An 18,907-nucleotide genomic window follows, 5' to 3' on the forward strand; every position below is an offset into this window, starting at 1 on the left:
AGGCATCGATCATGTACGTTCATCATATTGGAATCGATGTACACGACATCGAACGCTCGATTGCGTTTTATCGTAATTTATTTGACGCAACACTCGTCAATCGTATCTCTCTGAACGGAGAAGAACTCGTTTTCTTACAAATCGACGCCATGCAGATCGAACTCGTTTCTTCACAAACAAAAAAAGAGGAAGAACCGTGTTCTTCCTCCATTCACCTTGCGTTTCGTACCGAGACATTTGAATTAGATCTGGCGCGCTTTTCCCGCCATCACGTCCCAGTTGAAGAAGGGCCGTACACCCTCGAAAACGGCTGGAACGTTGTCTATTTCCGCGGCATCAACAACGAACTCATTGAATTACTGGAAATGCCATCTACATCAAGCCATGCTTCACCGCAAACAACGCCGCTTGCGTCCGATCGTTCACATGAAGCTTCGAGAACACATTCGATAGATGCGTTTTAACCGTTTTTTCCGTGATCCCTAACCGATACGCAATCTCTTTATTACTGAACCCTGACGCCACTTCAACAAGAACATCCCTTTCACGTTTCGTTAAGTGGCCAATCGCTTGCTCTTCTTCAGACATCGGCGTCGCAATTCGATTTAACACGAATTTCGTTACTTTATCGTGAAGTTTGTTTTCCCCTTCCAAAACCGCGCGCATCGTCTCAACGAGGTCTTCAGGATCAATATCCTTTAATTGATATCCATCCGCCCCAGCTTGTAACGCTGGGATGACGTGGTCTTTATCCGAAAACGAACTAAGGACGAGAATTTTGATCGCTGGAAAACGCGCTTTAATCTGCTTTGTTGCTTCCATGCCGTTTAAAACAGGCATGAACAAATCCATTAAAATGAGATCTGGTTCCACGGTTGAAAGCAGTTGGAGCGCCTCTTCTCCGTTGCTCGCCTCTCCCACAATCTCCAAATCTTCTATCGTCTCAAGATAGAAGATTAACCCCTTTCGTACGACGGTATGGTCGTCAACAATCATAATCTTCATCGCTGTTCTCCTTCCATACGCCCTAACGGCAAACAGATTTCTACCGTAGTCCCTTTATGTAATGCAGATCGAATGTCGAGCGCGCCGTTCAATTCCTGCACCCGTTCCTTCATATTTAATAGACCCATTCCTTTTTGGACTGTCTCCATGTTAAACCCGACACCCTGATCGGAAATTTGGACAATCACACTTTCGCTCGCAAAACGAATTCGTACCAGCACATCATTCGTTCCCGCATGTTTCTGGCAATTATTTAAGGCTTCTTGGATTAATCTCCACAAACAAACTTCCAACGGTTCCGCAAGCTGCTTTAATCCTTCAATTTCAACCTCGACATCCAAGCCAATGAGCCGTGCATACGCTTCAACTTTTGCCGCAATGCCCGACTCTAACCCCTCCGGACGCAGCTGTCTCGTTAAATTTTTCAGCTCTGCCAACGCTTGACTCCCTAGCTGATGCACATGACCAATCGACGCCTTTAATTCCCCATCCTCGATTTTCCGCTCAACACCTTTCGCATGCAAGATGAGCGAAAACAACAACTGATTGACGCTATCATGCAAATCCCGGGCAAGCCGATTCCTCTCTTCTCGACGCAATAACTGCTGGTGCTGTCGCTTCAGCTCAAACTGCTTTAACTGTAAGGAAATATGGGTCAACACTTCATATAAGACAGGGTCCACACTCGTAAGATGCTGGTCACTAAAAACGCTCAATTCAAAAACATCATCCTCCAGCTGAAGCTTGACCGTTTTCGTATAAAAGCCGCGCTCCCCTGTAAACGTCGACCAATCATTAAACGTTAACCGAACGCCCTTCCATTGAAAAAAGGTTTGCAGCGTCTCACCAATCGTTACTAAGTACTCATCCTCATGATTCAAATCCCGCTGATGGGCTAAATATCTTCCTAATTGACCAAGTAAAACCGTCTGCTTCTGCTCTTCCGTATACGCATTGAACCGCTTAATCGTCGCCCCAATTTGGTACGCAACTGTTTCAAATAATTCCAATTCTTTTAGCGAAAATTCATCAATCGCTGGCGAAGCAACGTTAATTAATCCTAAAGACTCAGCACCTGCCTTAATCGGAATCGTCGCATGTCGCGCTAATCCATTTGTCTCGCCCCAGTCGTTCTCCTTCGCCAACTTCAAACGCTTACAATTTATAATATTAATCGGTTCGTGAAGCTCACCGTTTTTATACTTGTTTACGCAATAGCACGTGCCCTCTTTCAGCGGCGCACATTGACGATGGGCCAAGCCCTCTGGTAATCCCGCTTGTGCCACGAGTTTCTGCGTCCCCTCTGGAGATACAATAAACATCCAGCCCGTTTCAAGCCCCGTCGTCGCAAGAAGTGATTCCAGGACCGCTTGAAGAATCTCCTCTAACCGCTCTCCTTCATTTAACGTTTTCGCAATTTGTTTTAACGTCTCTACACTATCCATCTCCCGCTCCCACATCCATCTGTCTTTCTACTAGTTTACCATGAGAAGGGGGAGGAAGCGGTTCATTCATTCTAGAATAAATGCGAATGTTATAAACATGTTTTGTTCTACGTCTAATGCCAAAACGTTTATGTACATACGTGTTAAAAATCTCCTTAGAGACTTTTAACATGTATCGTTCCCCCTCTTACCAAGATGCTTTTTTCACACCTGGAATCTGTCCTTTATGCGCAAGCTCCCGAAACGCAATTCTTGATAACTCGAAATCTCTTAATACTCCTCTCGGACGGCCAGTCACGCGACATCTTCTCGTTAATCGAGAAGGAGCGGAATCTCTTGGCAACTTCGCAAGTGCCGCATAATCGCCCTTTTCTTTTAATTCTTTTCGTTGTGCTGCATAACGCTGAACCATTTCCTGACGCTTTAGTTCTTTTACAACTTTCGACTTTTTCGCCATCTCATTCCCACCTTTTCTTTTTGTAAATCGTAATGATTACGAATTATAGCATGGTCATTTTTCTTTGACAATAGACGATTTTTCTCTCCTCTTCATGCGAATAAAAATTTTTTCATTATAATCATGATTAACTTAGCATCCTTTCTCTTTCTATTATGTGAGCATTGCTCCATCTACCAATCTCATCATTCTCAGAAAAAATGATTTAATCCTTGACAAGTTTCACATTTAATTATAAGTTATAAATCGTAACGATTACGATTAAGAAAATAAAGGGGCGTTTAGGTTGAAGAAATCATCATTTTATCTTAGTGCACTCGCACTAAGTCTTACTCTAGCAGCTTGTCAGGACACAAACGAAGGAGCGAACGAAACAAGTACTCAGGAAGATGAGCAACCTGCATCAAGCGAGGAACAAGAAGCCATTGAAGTGGATATTACGGGTCTAGGGGATCACTACCATACAGGCGATACCGTTGAACTAACTGCAACAGTAAGTGGTTCTGATAAACTGGATCACTGGCATTGGTATACGAGAGAAAGCGACCAAGACGATTGGGAAGCCGCATCTGGTCAGGAGGGCGATACGTTTTCAATGGAAGCAGCAGACGGGGTAGAAGTAAAAGCGGTTCTTTATGGAGATGACCATGAAGTAGCAGCGGAATCCGATCCAGTGACGATCATGATTGACGACCACCATGGTCACGATGAAGAAAGCAAATTAATCTATCAAGGCTATTTTGATGATGAGCAAGTAGCGGACCGAGAACTATCTGACTGGGAAGGCGACTGGCAATCTGTCTATCCATACCTTCAAAATGGCGACTTAGATGACGTCTTCGCGCACAAAGCGGAAGAAGGCGACATGACAGCAGAAGAATACAAAGACTACTACACAACAGGCTATGAAACCGATGTAGAACGCATCACCATTGATGACGGTCATGTGACGTTTTATGAGAATAATCAAGAATATTCTGGAGATTACGCGTACGACGGTTACGAAATTCTTACATACGAAAAAGGAAACCGTGGTGTCCGCTTTATCTATTCACTAACAGAAGAAGCAGAAAACATGCCGCAATACATTCAATTCAGTGATCATATTATCGCCCCTCAAGAGTCTAGTCACTTCCACCTCTACTGGGGAGACGATCGCGAAGAACTACTTGATGAAGTCGAGCATTGGCCAACGTACTACCCGTCTTCCCTTGACGCAGATGGCATTGTCCGCGATCAACTCGCACACTAATCCTTAGGGAGAGAAGGCCAATGCGCCCCTCCTCCCTCATTTCGTTACAAGTAAAGGAGTTAAAAAAAGATGAAACAATCCGTAAAACCCCTATTCGTTGGGCTATCCGCCATGACCGTGTTAATGGGGTGCCAAAGTGAAGGAACAACAGGCCAAGACGCTGATGTAAATGTCGTTGCCTCCTTCCTGCCGATGTATGAATTTACAAAACAAGTAGCTGGCGATCGAGCGAATGTTCAGTTGATGGTGTCAGAAGGACAAGATGCCCACGGCTATGAACCGAGCGCACAAGATGTAGCTGCCGTCAACGAAGCCGATGTCTTTGTGTACAGCAGTGAAGAAATGGAATTTTGGGTCGACAGCTTGTTTAATACCCTTGAAAATAACGACCTCGTTATTGCCCGTGCAGCAGATGGCTTGGAAGATGCGCATCACGATCATGCAGACGCTGGCGACATCACGGTTGAAGGAGTAGCGGATCATTACCATACCGGTGATGATGTAACGCTAACAGCTAAAGTGGCTGAAGACGTGGACTATGATCACTGGCATTGGTACCAGCGCGCTGATGAAAACGAAGAATGGTCAGCCGTTCCTGGACAGAGCACAGACACCTTTTCTGTGACAGCCGAAGACGCGAGCTTTGACGTTCAAGCCGTTCTCTATGACAACGACCACAATGTGTTCGCTGAGTCAGAAGCAGTGGCGATTGAAATCGACAACCACGACGATCACCATCACGACGAAGAGGAGCATGATCACGCCCCTTCAAGCGATGAACCAATTGAGATTGTCGGATTAGCCGATCACTATCATACAGGTGATGTGGTCACACTCCAAGCCGAAACCAGTAAAGACGTAACGTATGACGATTGGCACTGGTTCAAAAAAGAAGAGCATGACGATGACTGGCAAGCCGTTCCAGAACAAGACTCAAGCCATTTTGAACACAAAACAACTGGCGAAAGTTTCGATATCAAAGCCGTCCTTTACGATGATGACCACAACGTCCATGCTGAATCCCCTTCTGTTCACGTCCTCATCGACGACCATGACGATCAAGATCCACACATTTGGTTAGATCCGGTGCTTGCACAAGATCAAGTCAGAATGATTCGCGACGCATTAATCGAAGCGGACCCTGACGGCGAATCAACCTATACGAAAAATGCCGATCAGTTTATTCATGAATTACAAGCATTAGATGAAGACTTTCGCACTGCATTAGAAGGCGCCGAAAATCGGACGTTCGTTGTTCAACATCAAGCATTCGGCTACCTTGCCGATCGCTATGACTTAGAACAGATCGCGATTGGTGGCCTATCCACGGAAATCGAACCAAGCCCGTCACGGATGGCTGAAATTGGCGAACTTATAGAGGAATACGACGTACCTGTTATCTATTATCAACAAGGAGCAAACTCCTCCATTGCTCAAACCGTTGCGACAGAAACCGGGACAGAAATTGCCGTCTTGTATGACCTTGAAGTGCTATCAGAAGAATTACTAGAAAATGATTTAGGGTACGTAGAGGCCATGCGCCAAAACCTCGACGCCCTGCAACAAAGCGTTCAATAAGCAATACAGAAAGCATAAAGAAAGGTCGATTCCCGTGTCCTACATTAAAGTGAATGAACTATCGTTCCACTATGAAAAAGAGCCCGTTCTCACCAACATCTCTTTTGAATTAAACCCAGGAGACTTCATCATGCTGACAGGCGAAAACGGCGCAGCAAAAACAACGTTATTGCGCAACATCTTAGGCATCTTAAAGCCTTCTGTCGGCGACGTCTCCCTCTCTCCGACAAATCAAGCTGGAGAAAAACTCGTTGTCGGCTATGTGCCCCAGCAAGTCGCTTCTTTCAATGTCGGCTTTCCGAGCACCGTCCTTGAATTAGTCCAATCGGGACGGTATCAAAAAGGAAAGTGGTTTAAACGCCTGAATCAAACGGACAAAGACCATGTACGAAAATCCCTTGAGTCCGTTGGCATGTGGGACATGCGCCATAAAAAAATTGGCGAACTGTCAGGTGGACAAAAGCAACGCATCTCGATTGCACGTGTCTTTGCGACCGACGCCGATTTATTTATCTTAGATGAGCCAACAACAGGCATGGACGCTAAATCCAGAGAAGCATTTTACAAGCTCTTGCAACATAATAGCGAGGAGCACGGAAAAGGTATTTTAATGGTCTCCCATGACCATGCGGAACTACGAAACTATTGCAACAAGCACATTGAGCTTGTTCGAAAGGAGGACTTACCTTGGAGATGTTTCTCTATGGATTCATGCAAAGAGCTTTCCAAGCCTCCGTCCTGATCTCACTCATTGCGCCGATGCTTGGACTGTTTCTCATCTTGCGTCGGCAATCGTTAATGGCAGATACCTTGGCCCACGTGTCTTTAGCTGGTGTCGCCCTCGGGTTATTAGTCAGCATCAACCCAACGTGGACCAATATGCTCATGGTTGTAGCAATTGCGATTTTGCTTGAATACGTGCGGATGCTCTATCGCTCTTATTCCGAAGTATCGATTGCGATTCTCATGTCTGCCGGGATGGCCCTCGCCCTATTCTTGATGAGCTTGAATCAAGGCGGAACCACGCTAAACATCAACCAATTTCTATTCGGTTCCATCGTGACGATCAGCCAAGAACAAGTATGGATGCTGTACATCTTAGCCGCTATCCTCCTCATTCTTTACATCGTCTTTCGAAAGGCAATGTACGTCTTAATTTTTGATGAAGAAACGGCCTTTACTGCTGGCTTACCTGTAAAAACGATGTCGATCTTATTTAACGTCTTAATTGGGGTCACGATTGCGGTCATCATGCCAATTGTCGGCTCGCTTTTAGTATCCGCTATTCTCATTTTGCCCGCTGCCATTTCCATGCGCATCAGCCGCAGTTTTGCCAGCACCATCCTCATCGGCATTCCCATTGCGCTAACAGGCATGTTGAGCGGCTTAGTCACCTCTTATGAATTCGGTACACCACCAGGTGCCACGATTACCCTTATTCTTATCATCATTTTCACTCTTACCATCGTGCTCAAACGACTCGCTCGTTTCAAATATAAGCGTGAACCCGTGTAACCACACGGGTTTTTGTTTTGCTAATCATTTGGATTGACGATTGCGGAATGGTAGAATAAACCGTATGATGACCGAAGAAGCAAATCTTATTGCAAAAGGAGTGAATCGATGTCGGCTGAGTCAGAGTTCAATGATAGAAGAAACCGAAATAGACGAAATCTCATTATTCAAAAAGCAAAGAGGTTAAAGACGTTACGGAAGCAAGCGCTTATCAGTCAATTTGAATCCAGTAACGTTTATGCACGCATGACGCTAGCAAATTTTGAACATTTCCGAGAACAAAGGACGAACGAAGATAAACGTCTAGAGTTTATTGACGATTTTGTTTATATGACCCCTTCTCCATCCATTAAACATCAAAGAATCTCAAGAGAACTATTAGCAGGGCTCCACTCAGCTTTAAAACAAACAGCATGTGAAGTGTTTGACGCACCGACTGATTTAGTTCTTAAAGTCAACAACGAGACAAATATTGTTATCCCGGACCTCTTCGTCGTTTGTAATCTTGATGAAGACGATGCCAATCGCGTCACAAAAACACCCAAGCTTATCATCGAAATTTTGAGTAAGAACAGAAAAGATGACGAAGTCACAAAACTGATTAAATACCAACAAGCCCGCGTACCAGAATACTGGATTGTCGACCCTGAAGATATGAAGATTACACAATACATTTTAAATTCAACAGGAAAGTACCCACCCGATGGAAACGTCTATCACGATGGGACGATTACACCAGAACATGTACCGAGCTACACTGCATCCGTTACCGAAATAGTCGGAAGCAGATAAAAGTGGAACAGGAACCTGCATAAATAAATTCACACCATTATAGATAACGAGTCAAACTTTCTATTTATTTTCTACAATCGTTTACAAAATTAATTAAAGGGAATATAATAAAAGAAGAATGGCAACCTTGGCGGGCTACTATTTTTGTATAGTCATCCGGCGAAAGTCTTTTTAAGTATCATTCTCATTTACAAAGGTTTTCGCAAAAAAACAACCAGACTGCCATCTGGTTGTTTTGCTTTTTTTTGTATTGATTTCTCATTCATGCATCATATTTAGATGGTACGATTCTTGTATAGACCTTATTCAAACTCTATCTCTTCATTTAATTTTTGATTAATATCAAGTCTAATATCAACATCCACTTCATTGACAAGCCATCCATTTAAGTGACAATTTTTAATGAATTCGTCGATTCGATTCACACCATTAATTTCTTTTAGCGTTACGACCACACCAAAACGGAGACCAACCCCATCCTTAGGATCCAATCTATTGCTTGTTTTAACTTCCATACCCCAGTTTTTATTCGTATAAGCTTTTTTAGCCATCATACGATCCTTGGGTATTTCAGCAATGTATTTCACGTTATCCCATTTTCTGAAATTTGATCGAGCTTCCTTTTCTAAAAGATAATAGTTTTCTGAGGTTAAGTCATCCTCTTGATTCTGTTTATCGCCTTTAATATCATATATTTTGCCATCGTTTTTAATTCTTCCAAAATGAATATTTAGCTCTGTATTTGTATAATCAACCCCTTGAGACCGATCACATATAGGGAAATAGCACATGGTAGCCCTTGCAATATATGGATATTTGTCATCTTGTAAGGGAACTGGAAAACTATAATTGTATGTGTTCCATTTTTCACTAATGTCCGTTATTAAAAACTTAATTTCATCGTCTTTTGTCCGAACGATGTCATTTATATCAATCGGCGCAACTCCATGACCGTATAAAGAAATTTCCTCAGGAGTCGGTTTTTCTCTCCATCCTTTTGCAGCGTCAATAATCATTGCTTTAGCGATTTCTCTATTTAATTTCAGGACATCAATGAGGTGAGATAATTTCCTGGCAATCCAAGGAGCCGCAAAAGAGGTACCTGCAACATTCGCTTCACCTAAAGGTTCGCAAACTTTTATGTACCTTTCAATGCTACCACCATAATAGCTAATATCTGGTTTTGCAAAGAACGATAGAGCGATCCCTCTTCTTGCATATTTTGTTGATAGACCTTTCATAGATACAGAATTTACTACCATACTGTTAATTGAATCTGCAGGCGAACCTATTTTCTCTATATCCTTATTAGGTTTGTTCGTCCCTGCTATAACAAAAATGACATCATATTTATATTGAATTTGATCTAAAGTTGCTGCCTCAGCTGAGATGAAATGGTCATTAATTTCTTGATTACTACCAAGTGATATATTCCAAACCTTAATATCCCTATTTTTGAGGACAATTTCTTTTATCAGTTTTGTAATTGTGAACGAGGAGAAACTTCTCCCTGTAGCAACCCCAAAATGTCGTACTTTAAATCTTCCACAACCATCATCTAGCCAAGGATTTAATCGTGGACCATCTACAATAATAGAGGATACAGCCGTACCATGTTTATAATCATTCATTTCTTTCTCAATATTCTCATCAACCATATCATGATAGTCTACCCATTTACTAAAGTAGACTCGCTCATCAAATAACGTATCAATGACTCCAATTACTGGTTCTATGTCAGGGTCGGGAATATGCATAATATCTTGCTGATAGTTCTCAACAAAATCGTCAGGTGACAATTCGGATAAATCTGTTGTTGCCATTGCTACAAGATAAGGTGCCTTATTGAGTAAAATTTCTAATTCATTTTTATTTAAAAATACCGTTTGATCATTCAAAACTCTTCCGGATAAAATGTCAATTCCTAACCTGCTTAACAATTCTTTAGCATCGACATTCGTGTCATACAGCGTAACGATACCTTCTTTAATCTCATGTGAGAATAGATCGATTTCGAAATTATCAATATAGGAAATATCAGCTATGATCTGTTTGAATGCTGTCTTGCTTAGTTGATACTTAGTAGAGAAAATACGATTCATTTTTTTCTGATCATCAAACGTATCTTTGTCGATTTTTCCATTAAATGCACTGTCTAAAATAGTCTTTGCATCGCGAAGAAGACGCAGACTTTCATCCAAATCATTACCTTGAATAAAGTAGGTAATAATATGTTTCGTTTTGCTTTCATTAAATTTTGCACCAACAATTGCGAGGTTAGAGTCTTTCCCCTTAAAGAGTCCCCCTATTCTATTGCTTTTTGCGACAATTTTATTGTAGTGAACACTGATTAGAACGCCATCAAATGGTTTTGTTTCATTTGCCCAAAATGTAAGAACCTGCTGTATCTTTGCTTGTAATCGAATGATTTTTTCACTAGTGACTCGTTCCTTGCTCTTCATACTAGCTCCGCCTGCGCCACCACTCCTAGCTGCCTGAACAAACCTATTACCTCTCAGCTCCAATACATTATTAGGCATTATTGATCTCCTTCGTTTAATTTTCTTGACACTGTACTCTTTGATTCTCCTGTGAGCTTCTCTATTTCTCTAACTGTGATCGTTTGTGCATTTAGTTCTTTGATGCTTTTCTCTTCAAGGTTTCCAATAAATTTGTTGTACAGTCTCTTTAAATAATCATGACTATCATCTACATCACTAAAAGCCAGAGATGTCTTAATGATGTTTTTTAACTCACCTGGATACGGTAATTCGTCTGCTATTCTTAATATCTTTTTGAACAACCTTACATCTTTTGAGATGTTCTTAAAATTTTTTACGTACGCCGAAAAATAAAATTCAGCCACTTCAATTAAATCCTCTTTATTGTATCTGTTAAAATTAATGACAGCATCAAATCGCCTAGACAATGCCTTATCAAAGTTATTGAATAGATTTGTTGTTGCAATTAATACAATCCCTTTATTTAAATCCGTTAATCGATCTAATTCTCTCAATATTGATGAAGTCACACGACCCATTTCGCGTACATCGTTACTGTTAACCCTATCTAATGCAATAACGTCGATTTCGTCAAATAAAATTACAGTCTTTTCTGGATAAGGTATTTTATTTATTTCACTAAATACACTGGCAATATTTTTATTTGTCTGGCCTAATTTACTATCAATCAAATTATCAAAATCTATATAATATAGAGATCTATTAAGCAATCTAGCTACATGCTTGGCTGCCTCTGTTTTACCACTCCCTGGTAAACCTTCAAATAAAAATTTGTTTATCCCAATATTATGATTAACAGCATTGATAATACCTTTTATATCGTCAGTTATCTCGAATGGAAGATTTAACTGATTAACTTTTTTCACATCCAATGATCTTAAAAAATCACTTTCAAAATCACTAGCTTGTGGAGAGTATAAATTAGATTCTGTAATCAATCCCATTACATACTCTGCTAATTGATAGTCGCCGATACTATCAAAGCTTCTAGCGATCTCTATTGCTTCGTTTCTGAAACTATTTTCATTTCTTTCCACATGATATCTAATCAGATTTATGACATTTTGTTTTTTCAAAATATCCACCTCCTATTTTCCACAAATTAATTGTATCACACACGGGACAAAAACAATATATATGGGACTATAAATAAGAATACATTATTGAAGACTACATCTTATGCTTGAAAATTGAACATGCATCAGCCTTATTTGCCCAAGATATTGATATTACATACGGATCAAAACGATTAGAATCTATAACTACCTAATCCACACAGAATGATTAATTAATATAACTGTCAAAAAAGCATCAGCAAGATACCAATGCTCTAAATCGGTTAAGTGATTTGTAATGTTTATTGTTGAATTTCACTTATTCGCCACCAAAAATCTTTGGAAATGTTGGTATATTAACCACCCTATTAAAATTTTCAACATTACGAACGACGCTCTCCCCTCTTCTTACTCAAGCTTATCCAGATGGCTAAACTAATCCAAAAAGCGAAACCCATCGAAAGAAAGACGATCGGAAAAGCCTTGCCGTCAAAAACATAAAAAATCACAGCTCCAATGAAAAGATACATACTTGCCAACACACCGTACTTTCGCCAATGACCAGACATTCGTTTCACCTCAGATAAAATTACGTTTAGTGCGTTAGAATAGCTCGCATTTAGAATTGAAATAATTTAAAGACAGCCCACGCATCCGCTGTAAAGAAGAAGAGAATCGAAAGGATGACAATCACGCTCCCTAACACAATCGATACGAGTTTTGCTCTTTGCCGCCCTTCTCTTAACAAAAATGGGAGCAGAATAAACAGGGCTCCACATGCAGCGAAAATAAATACAGCTAGATAATACGTACGTACAGCAAATTCTCCATAATGCACAAAATCACGCTCCTTTATAAAGAACACTTACCCTGTTCACTTCAATTAAATCAATTTTCCGAAAAATAACCACTTAAAAAAGCTTGTGCCACCGTCTACACAAGCCAAAATCATTTCTATTTATTCATCCTTCTAGCAAACTCAAATCTGGATACCCACTTGTCGCCCAAGCACCGTCGACGATGAGAGATGCACCATTTACATAGCTAGCCGCTTCACTCACTAAGAAGATCGATGGCGACGCGATTTCATCTGGAGTCGCTACTCGTTTCATTGGAATTCGGTCCATAAACATCGTGTTGACCGATTTATTTTTCGTGAAAGAGTCCGTAATTGGTGTTTCAACAAGACCAGGTAGAATGGCGTTCACGCGAATACCATGACGGGCTAGCTCTAATGCACCGTTCTTCGTAAGCATCTCCACACCTGCTTTTGATGAAGCATATGCAGCACCAGAATACATCGGGACACGCGCATTTAGTGAAGAGACATTGACGATCGCCCCGCCGCCTTGTTTCTTCATTTGTCGTGCTTGATGCTTCATGCCGAGGAAAACACCATTCAGAACAAGGTCAATCACAAAGCGCCAATCCTCTTCGCTCTGTTCCATAATGGGTGCCGTTTTGTTTGCGCCCGCTACGTTAAAGGCAAAATCCAAGGAACCAAATGTCGTAACCGCTTTTTCAACCAATCGCTCATGGTCCGCTTCTTTTGTGACGTCCGCTACGACCGGAAGAAACTGATCGTTAAAGGTCTCCTGCATGTTTTGCAGCGCTTCTTCATTTAGATCCGCTCCTACTACCGTTGCCCCGCCTTCAATTAATTGTCTAGTGATCGCTTCCCCAATGCCTGATGCTGCTCCAGTTACAAGTGCCGTTTTCTTTTCAAAAGAATGATTCATCGTGTACCTCCTAAAGGAATGTGTTGTCTTCTTTATTCCCACCTTCATTTCGATGAAACCAAATCCGCAAAAAGTATAATTATTTTTATATTCAAGCGGATGAATGAATGTCATAACTAGAGAGTATTTCGTAAAAGACGAATGTGTCAAAAAATATTTCTGTTATCATTCGCGAAAATGATACTACTTGTTATGAAATTTATTCGTATGTACTAAATAGCTAACAGCCTATTCATACAATGATATAAACTACCAACACCCACATTTTCGCACCATATTTACACGAAGCACAGTAAAAAGACCCCTTCGTTAGAAGGGGTCTTATGGGTATTATCCTAGTAACTGAAGAACTTGTTGTGGTGCTTGGTTTGCTTGAGCAAGCATGGATTGAGATGCTTGAGCAAGAATGTTTTGCTTCGTAAACTCCATAATTTCTTTCGCCATGTCTACGTCACGGATACGGGACTCAGCGGCTTGGAGATTCTCAGAAGAGTTGTTAAGGTTAGAGATTGAGTGCTCTAAACGGTTCTGAACTGCTCCTAGGTTCGAACGCTCAGTAGATACTTTATCCAGAGCATCTTGAATACTAGTAATTGCTGTTTCAGCGTCATCTTGATTAGCAACACTAATATTAGCAATATTAAGACCATTTGCTCCTGTACTCATATCACTAATCGATAAACTAATTTTTTGATCAGGACCTTGGTTTGCACCAACTTGGAAGTCGAGTGTGCCACCACCAGCAACATTTACTTTAGTATCATCCAGAGCCGTTCCATCTGTAAATGCACTATCTGTTTTAACTTCAACGCCAATCTGATTGAAATTCAAAGATTGCTTTCCTGTACCAGGATTGTTGATAGTTTGAGTTTTTGTTGGATCTGCATCATCAGTAATAGTGAAAGTATTATCTGTAGTATCATGAGTAATTGTGTAGGTACCAGCTTTCGCACCATTTGATACTACAGTATCAACACCCGCAGCCGCTAAAGTAGTTGACACATCAACATCGCTATTGACTTTACTTCCAACTTTACCGTCTAAAAGTGTTTTGTCATTAAATTTAGTTGTATCAGCGATACGATCCAATTCTTCAGTAAGATTAGTAATTTCTTTCTGAATTGCATCTCTGTCTGTATCTTGATTTGTACCATTAGCAGATTGAACAGCCAATTCACGCATACGTTGAAGGATATTTTGAGATTCGTTCAATCCACCTTCAGCAGTTTGAATAAGTGAAATCCCATCTTGCGCGTTACGGCTTGCTTGATCCAATCCACGAACTTGCGCGCGCATCTTTTCAGAGATTGCTAGACCTGCTGCGTCATCCCCTGCACGGTTGATGCGAAGACCTGAAGATAGTTTCTCTTGTGCTTTTGCTGCCATACCTTGGTTTGCCCCAAGTTGACGGTGAGCGTTCATCGCGCTCATATTATTGTTGATAATCATAATTGACACTCCTTGTCATTGTTTTATCGCCACGAATCCATGTGCACGATAGTTATATTTTCAAACCCGCCATTGCGAGGAATGAACCGTTATTCCGTTTTGTCGCCTTCCAATACGAGCGCTAGACGATGAACCGAGACATCCTAAGGTGCGTCTCTAAGCTCTTCACCTGTGCTCTTTCAATCTCCGTTACCGTCATCCGACGATCGTCTCCGATTAAAATGCCGTCTGCTTCTCTTCTGGTCAGCATAAGACTCGTTCCAATCGTATTCCATGGTCCCGATCAGACCTTCTTGATCCAATCCATCATCCTGATGTGTGAGTCCCTATACTATTTATCGAATGGTTTTTTAATATGTTTATAGTTTTTTCAAAAATTATTATAAAAAATTCTACCTCCTCCCCCCAAACGCCTCGATCGCCTCCCGCAACTCTCCGTGCGCCTCCCCGTACTCAGTCAGCACCACGCCCTTCACCGCCGCCTCCCAGCCTTGCCGCATGCTCCGCACCCCGGCCTTCGTCCCGCTCGGGTGCGCCAGAATCCCGCCCCCGGCCAGATGCATCACGTCCGTCGTCTTCGCCAGTTGATACGTCTTCACCGCACTGCCTGCCCACTGCCCCGACGACAGCACCGGCATGAGCGGACGTGGCCCATCTTCTTCCTGCAAGCATGCCGCAATCGAGCGCGCCACCGACTCATTCGCTTCGTAAAATTTGCTGTCGATTCCGTTGCAATGCAGCTGATCCGCACCAGCTAGGCGCACCAACGTTTGATAGACGTCGAAGCTCATGCCAAGCAACGGATGGCGCGTCAGCATCCCCCATTGATTGCGGTGCCCGTGAATCGGCAGTGTCGCGTATGAGCGCAGTTTCGCGAGACCTGCGAACCCGACGCTGTTCACGCTCACCATTACGCCGTTCCCACCTCCACGCACCACTGCCTCGTAGCTCGCTTCCATCTCGTCCACATCTCCGGTAATGTTGCACGCATATAGCGGTCGCTTCCCTGTCACCTCCGCCACTCGGTTCAGCTCGTCCATCACAATCCGCACCCGCTCCTTGAGAGGCAAGTATGGCGGATTCGCCGTTAGCTCATCATCTTTAATAAAGTCGATTTCCGCTTCTGCCAATTCCCGCACCACCGTTCGCAAGCCGTCCTCCCGCAAGCCCACGCTCGGTTTGATAATCGTGCCACTAATCGGTCCACTTACCACACCTGCCGCCGCTCTTGTTCCCGCAACGCTAAACTGCGGGCCTTGATACGCCTCATAAAACGAAGGCGATAGCACCAGCTTCTCTAGGCGCAAGCCAGTCAGCTCCCGGAGTTCGTACAAATTTCCCGCTACCGTTGCCAGAAGTTGAGGAATCGACGCGCCGATATTATGAAACGGGAACGATAACGTCACCCGCCCCCGTTGGTAGCGCTCGCCTCTTACCGACGTTTCAAGCGACGGCGTTTCCATCGTTTCCAACGACTCGATACTGATCACATGCGCCTGATGCTGTTCTTTCACCGCCCGCGTTTCCCCAGGCACAGCGGTAAACGTCCCGGTTGATTGTTCCCCTGCCATGGCCGCGGCGGCATAGTCAAGGGAATACGGCGTTTCCACAAGATACGTTGCATACACCCGTTCCACATTAGCGTCCTCCTTCCATCTGTTGGTGAAGCGGATGAGCAGGCTTGTAGCGTTCCGACCGCAAAAATTGCGCCTGCCTCGCGTCATCCACTTGATTCATCGTTGCACCTGACACTTGTGCCAGCACGACCATTTTCGCCGCCATTTCCAGTGCTTCAAGTGCGGCCCACGCTTCTTTTAAGCTCGTTTCCGCAATTAACACACCGTGGTTTTCAAGCAAGAGAATAGTCCCTCGTCTGATCGCTTCTCCAACCGCTTCCGCCAGTTCTTCCGACCCTGGGTCAAGATACGGCACCCGCTCGATCCGCCGTAAATAATACATCGCTTCTACAAACAGACCAGACAAGTCCTCTTGCTCGTTCATACACCCGAGCCACGTCGCATAAAACGGTGTCGCATGAATGACCGCACCGACGTCTGCCCACGTTTGATAGCACACCCCGTGCATCCGCCACTCTTTTGACGGCTTTCGCCTCCCGCGCCACGTTCCGTCAAACGAACAAATCCCTACATCATCGAGCTGAAGACTCGCCAAATCACTGCCGCTCGCCGTAATCAACATCGTTTCTCCTTCATGACGCATGCTCACATTGCCAGCAGACGCATACACATAGCGGGCTTTCGCTAAGGCTTTGCCCATCTCCTTAAGCGCTTGATTCACGGATCAACACTCCTTTACAGTAATAGACTCGGCAACCACGTTGTGAAAAATGGAAAATAGGTTACCAACACTAAGCTTGTTAACAACACCACATAAAACGGAATCATCCCAAGGGTAATCTCATCAATTCGTATGCCTGCGATTTGTGCCGAGATAAATAGATTCACCCCTACTGGCGGTGTACATAAGCCAATCGCCAAGTTAATAATCATAATTAAGCCAAACTGAACCGGATCAACCCCAAGCTCCATCGCCACAGGCGTTAACAACGGCGCCAAAATAATGATCAACGCATTCGCTTCCATAAACATCCCCACCGCAATCAGGAACACGTTCACAATCATTAAAAACACAATCGGGTTGTCGGAAATCTCCATAAACATGCCGGCAATTTGTTGCGGAATCCCTTCTCGCGTAATGATCCATGCAAACAACCCTGCGCTGGAAATAATAAATAAAATTACCGAAGTCGTAATCGCGGACGACGCCAGCAAGTCTTGAATCTTTTGCCACTTGATCTCGCGGTAAATAAAGAAGCCAACGATAAAAGCGTACAAGACCGCGACCCCTGCCGCTTCCGTTGCCGTAAAGAAGCCAAGGTAAATCCCGCCTAAGATAATCACAGGCATCACCAGCGCCAACCCTGCTTCACGAAACGCGGTCCAGAATTCTTTTGCCGTTGCTCGCTTTTCCCGCTTATAGCCACGCTTCTTCGCAATCCCGTACACCGCAATCATTAGCCCTGCCGCGATCAGCAGTCCCGGAATGACCCCTGCTAAAAACAGTGCGCCGATCGACGTTCCCGTTGTCACCCCGTACAAGATAATCGGGATGCTCGGCGGTAAAATAATCCCAAGCTCCCCTGATGCCGACTGTAACGCCGCCGCAAACCGCTTATGATAGCCTCGGGCAATCATCGACGGAATCAAGATACTCCCAACCGCCGCCGCAGTCGCCGCCCCTGAGCCAGAGATAGCCGAGAAAAACAACGACGTCACCACCATGACCAACCCTAAGCCACCAGGCAAGTGCCCTGTAATCGCGTTGGCAAAGTTGACGAGACGCTGCGACAAGCCGCCTACTTCCATAATCGTCCCGGCTAAAATAAACAGCGGAATCGCCAGGAGCGGAAAGGAGTCAATCGAAGTAAAGAACCGCTGCACCAAAATAATTAAGGATAAGTTTCCATCCCACAGCAACGCAATCGCAGACGACAAGCCAAGAGCAATCGCAATCGGCACACCCATCGCAAAAAACAACAGCAACCCAACCATTAACACAACCGCCATTTAGCTCGCCTCCTCCCCTGCTCGAAGCGCCAACACCAGTTCTAGAATGAGCGCCACACTATTCATGAACAACAGCATCGCCCCGATTGGAATTGCCGCATATGGAATGCCCATGGAAAACTGCGCCGCCGCTGATGTTTGCCCTGAAACCGACACGACCATCGCCCAGCCTTGCACAATCAAGACGAGGAAAAACCCCATCGACAGCACCAGCGTCGTCAGTTTCAGCACCGTCCGCGCACGAAACGGCAAGCTCTCTGGCAATAGCTCAATCGCAATTAAGCGGGCATGACGCAAGGCAAGCGCCGCGCCCAGAAACGTCACATAAATCATCGCGTAGCGCGCCACCTCGTCCGTCCAATGAATCGAAAACGGCAGTACAAACCGGCTCGCAATTTGCACGATCACCAGCACCGCCAACAGCGCCAGCATCCCCGCGATCACCCAGCGAATGACCGTGTTCACCTGATCAATCGCCTCAATCACTGCTCGCATCCCCATTTCGCCTCCT

The 18,907-nt window shown here is 43.8% G+C and carries 19 protein-coding genes; 6 read left to right on the forward strand and 13 right to left on the reverse strand.

From position 1 onward, the window contains the following. Nucleotides 1–11: 11 nt before the first annotated feature. Nucleotides 12–464, forward strand: a complete 453-nt coding sequence (locus ACE1TH_RS15700) for a VOC family protein (protein WP_375079467.1) — start codon at nt 12–14, stop codon at nt 462–464. Here the strand turns inward: ACE1TH_RS15700 and ACE1TH_RS15705 are convergent. From ACE1TH_RS15705 to rpsN, 3 genes are all read right to left on the reverse strand, one after another. Next, nucleotides 373–1,005 carry a response regulator gene (locus ACE1TH_RS15705; protein ID WP_099304136.1) on the reverse strand — a complete coding sequence of 211 codons (633 nt, stop codon included), beginning with the start codon at nt 1,003–1,005 and terminating at the stop codon, nt 373–375. The two genes, ACE1TH_RS15700 and ACE1TH_RS15705, sit on opposite strands and share 92 nt — an antisense overlap. Beyond that, nucleotides 1,002–2,450 (reverse strand): GAF domain-containing sensor histidine kinase, encoded by a 1,449-nt coding sequence (locus tag ACE1TH_RS15710; protein ID WP_375079468.1) that lies wholly within the window; start codon nt 2,448–2,450, stop codon nt 1,002–1,004. Before ACE1TH_RS15710 ends, ACE1TH_RS15705 begins: the two co-directional genes overlap by 4 nt. 187 nt (nt 2,451–2,637) lie before the next feature. Continuing rightward, entirely contained in the window at nt 2,638–2,907 is a 270-nt protein-coding gene (gene rpsN, locus ACE1TH_RS15715) for a 30S ribosomal protein S14 (RefSeq protein ID WP_375079469.1), read from the reverse strand. Between the two features lie 286 nt (nt 2,908–3,193). Between rpsN and ACE1TH_RS15720 the strand changes: the two genes are divergently transcribed. The 5 genes from ACE1TH_RS15720 (at nt 3,194) to ACE1TH_RS15740 (ending at nt 8,044) form a co-directional block, all read left to right on the forward strand. After that, a complete protein-coding gene (locus tag ACE1TH_RS15720) occupies nt 3,194–4,159 on the forward strand; it encodes a metal-binding protein ZinT (RefSeq protein ID WP_375079470.1) in 966 nt (321 codons plus the stop codon). A gap of 69 nt (nt 4,160–4,228) precedes the next feature. Next, entirely contained in the window at nt 4,229–5,737 is a 1,509-nt protein-coding gene (locus tag ACE1TH_RS15725) for a metal ABC transporter solute-binding protein, Zn/Mn family (protein ID WP_375079471.1), read from the forward strand. Nucleotides 5,738–5,771: 34 nt separating this feature from the next. Further along, nucleotides 5,772–6,479: a metal ABC transporter ATP-binding protein gene (locus tag ACE1TH_RS15730; RefSeq protein ID WP_375079472.1), complete on the forward strand. Its 708-nt coding sequence runs from the start codon at nt 5,772–5,774 to the stop codon at nt 6,477–6,479. After that, on the forward strand, nt 6,425–7,252 hold the full coding sequence (locus ACE1TH_RS15735) for a metal ABC transporter permease (RefSeq protein WP_375079473.1): 828 nt from the start codon (nt 6,425–6,427) through the stop codon (nt 7,250–7,252). The genes ACE1TH_RS15730 and ACE1TH_RS15735 overlap by 55 nt, the downstream gene beginning before the upstream one ends. Nucleotides 7,253–7,360: 108 nt before the next feature. Further along, nucleotides 7,361–8,044, forward strand: coding sequence for a Uma2 family endonuclease (locus ACE1TH_RS15740; RefSeq protein ID WP_375079474.1), 684 nt, complete (start codon nt 7,361–7,363; stop codon nt 8,042–8,044). A 302-nt stretch (nt 8,045–8,346) separates the two neighbouring features. On the opposite strand, the gene ACE1TH_RS15745 is transcribed toward ACE1TH_RS15740, so the two are convergent. From ACE1TH_RS15745 to ACE1TH_RS15790, 10 genes are all read right to left on the reverse strand, one after another. Continuing rightward, entirely contained in the window at nt 8,347–10,584 is a 2,238-nt protein-coding gene (locus ACE1TH_RS15745) for a S8 family peptidase (protein WP_375079475.1), read from the reverse strand. Then, nucleotides 10,584–11,642: an AAA family ATPase gene (locus tag ACE1TH_RS15750; RefSeq protein ID WP_375079476.1), complete on the reverse strand. Its 1,059-nt coding sequence runs from the start codon at nt 11,640–11,642 to the stop codon at nt 10,584–10,586. The genes ACE1TH_RS15745 and ACE1TH_RS15750 overlap by 1 nt, the downstream gene beginning before the upstream one ends. Nucleotides 11,643–12,004: 362 nt before the next feature. After that, nucleotides 12,005–12,190: a hypothetical protein gene (locus ACE1TH_RS15755; RefSeq protein ID WP_375079477.1), complete on the reverse strand. Its 186-nt coding sequence runs from the start codon at nt 12,188–12,190 to the stop codon at nt 12,005–12,007. Between the two features lie 50 nt (nt 12,191–12,240). Beyond that, complete coding sequence (locus tag ACE1TH_RS15760; RefSeq protein WP_375079478.1) at nt 12,241–12,459, reverse strand: hypothetical protein; 219 nt, start codon at nt 12,457–12,459, stop codon at nt 12,241–12,243. Nucleotides 12,460–12,583: 124 nt separating this feature from the next. Further along, nucleotides 12,584–13,360 carry an SDR family NAD(P)-dependent oxidoreductase gene (locus ACE1TH_RS15765; RefSeq protein ID WP_375079479.1) on the reverse strand — a complete coding sequence of 259 codons (777 nt, stop codon included), beginning with the start codon at nt 13,358–13,360 and terminating at the stop codon, nt 12,584–12,586. Nucleotides 13,361–13,690: 330 nt separating this feature from the next. Continuing rightward, nucleotides 13,691–14,809: a flagellin N-terminal helical domain-containing protein gene (locus ACE1TH_RS15770; RefSeq protein WP_375079480.1), complete on the reverse strand. Its 1,119-nt coding sequence runs from the start codon at nt 14,807–14,809 to the stop codon at nt 13,691–13,693. 392 nt (nt 14,810–15,201) lie between these two features. After that, nucleotides 15,202–16,446: a ribulose-bisphosphate carboxylase large subunit family protein gene (locus ACE1TH_RS15775; protein WP_375079481.1), complete on the reverse strand. Its 1,245-nt coding sequence runs from the start codon at nt 16,444–16,446 to the stop codon at nt 15,202–15,204. Between the two features lies 1 nt (nt 16,447). Continuing rightward, the gene (locus ACE1TH_RS15780; protein ID WP_099304161.1) at nt 16,448–17,107 is read right to left on the reverse strand and encodes a class II aldolase/adducin family protein; all 660 of its coding nucleotides are present in this window, start codon (nt 17,105–17,107) and stop codon (nt 16,448–16,450) included. Between the two features lie 14 nt (nt 17,108–17,121). Then, on the reverse strand, nt 17,122–18,396 hold the full coding sequence (locus tag ACE1TH_RS15785) for a TRAP transporter large permease (RefSeq protein WP_099304163.1): 1,275 nt from the start codon (nt 18,394–18,396) through the stop codon (nt 17,122–17,124). Continuing rightward, nucleotides 18,397–18,891: a TRAP transporter small permease gene (locus ACE1TH_RS15790; RefSeq protein ID WP_375079482.1), complete on the reverse strand. Its 495-nt coding sequence runs from the start codon at nt 18,889–18,891 to the stop codon at nt 18,397–18,399. Nucleotides 18,892–18,907 lie beyond the last annotated feature (16 nt).

This window comes from Shouchella sp. JSM 1781072 (assembly GCF_041949915.1).
Classification (GTDB): Bacteria; Bacillota; Bacilli; order Bacillales; family Bacillaceae_D; genus Shouchella.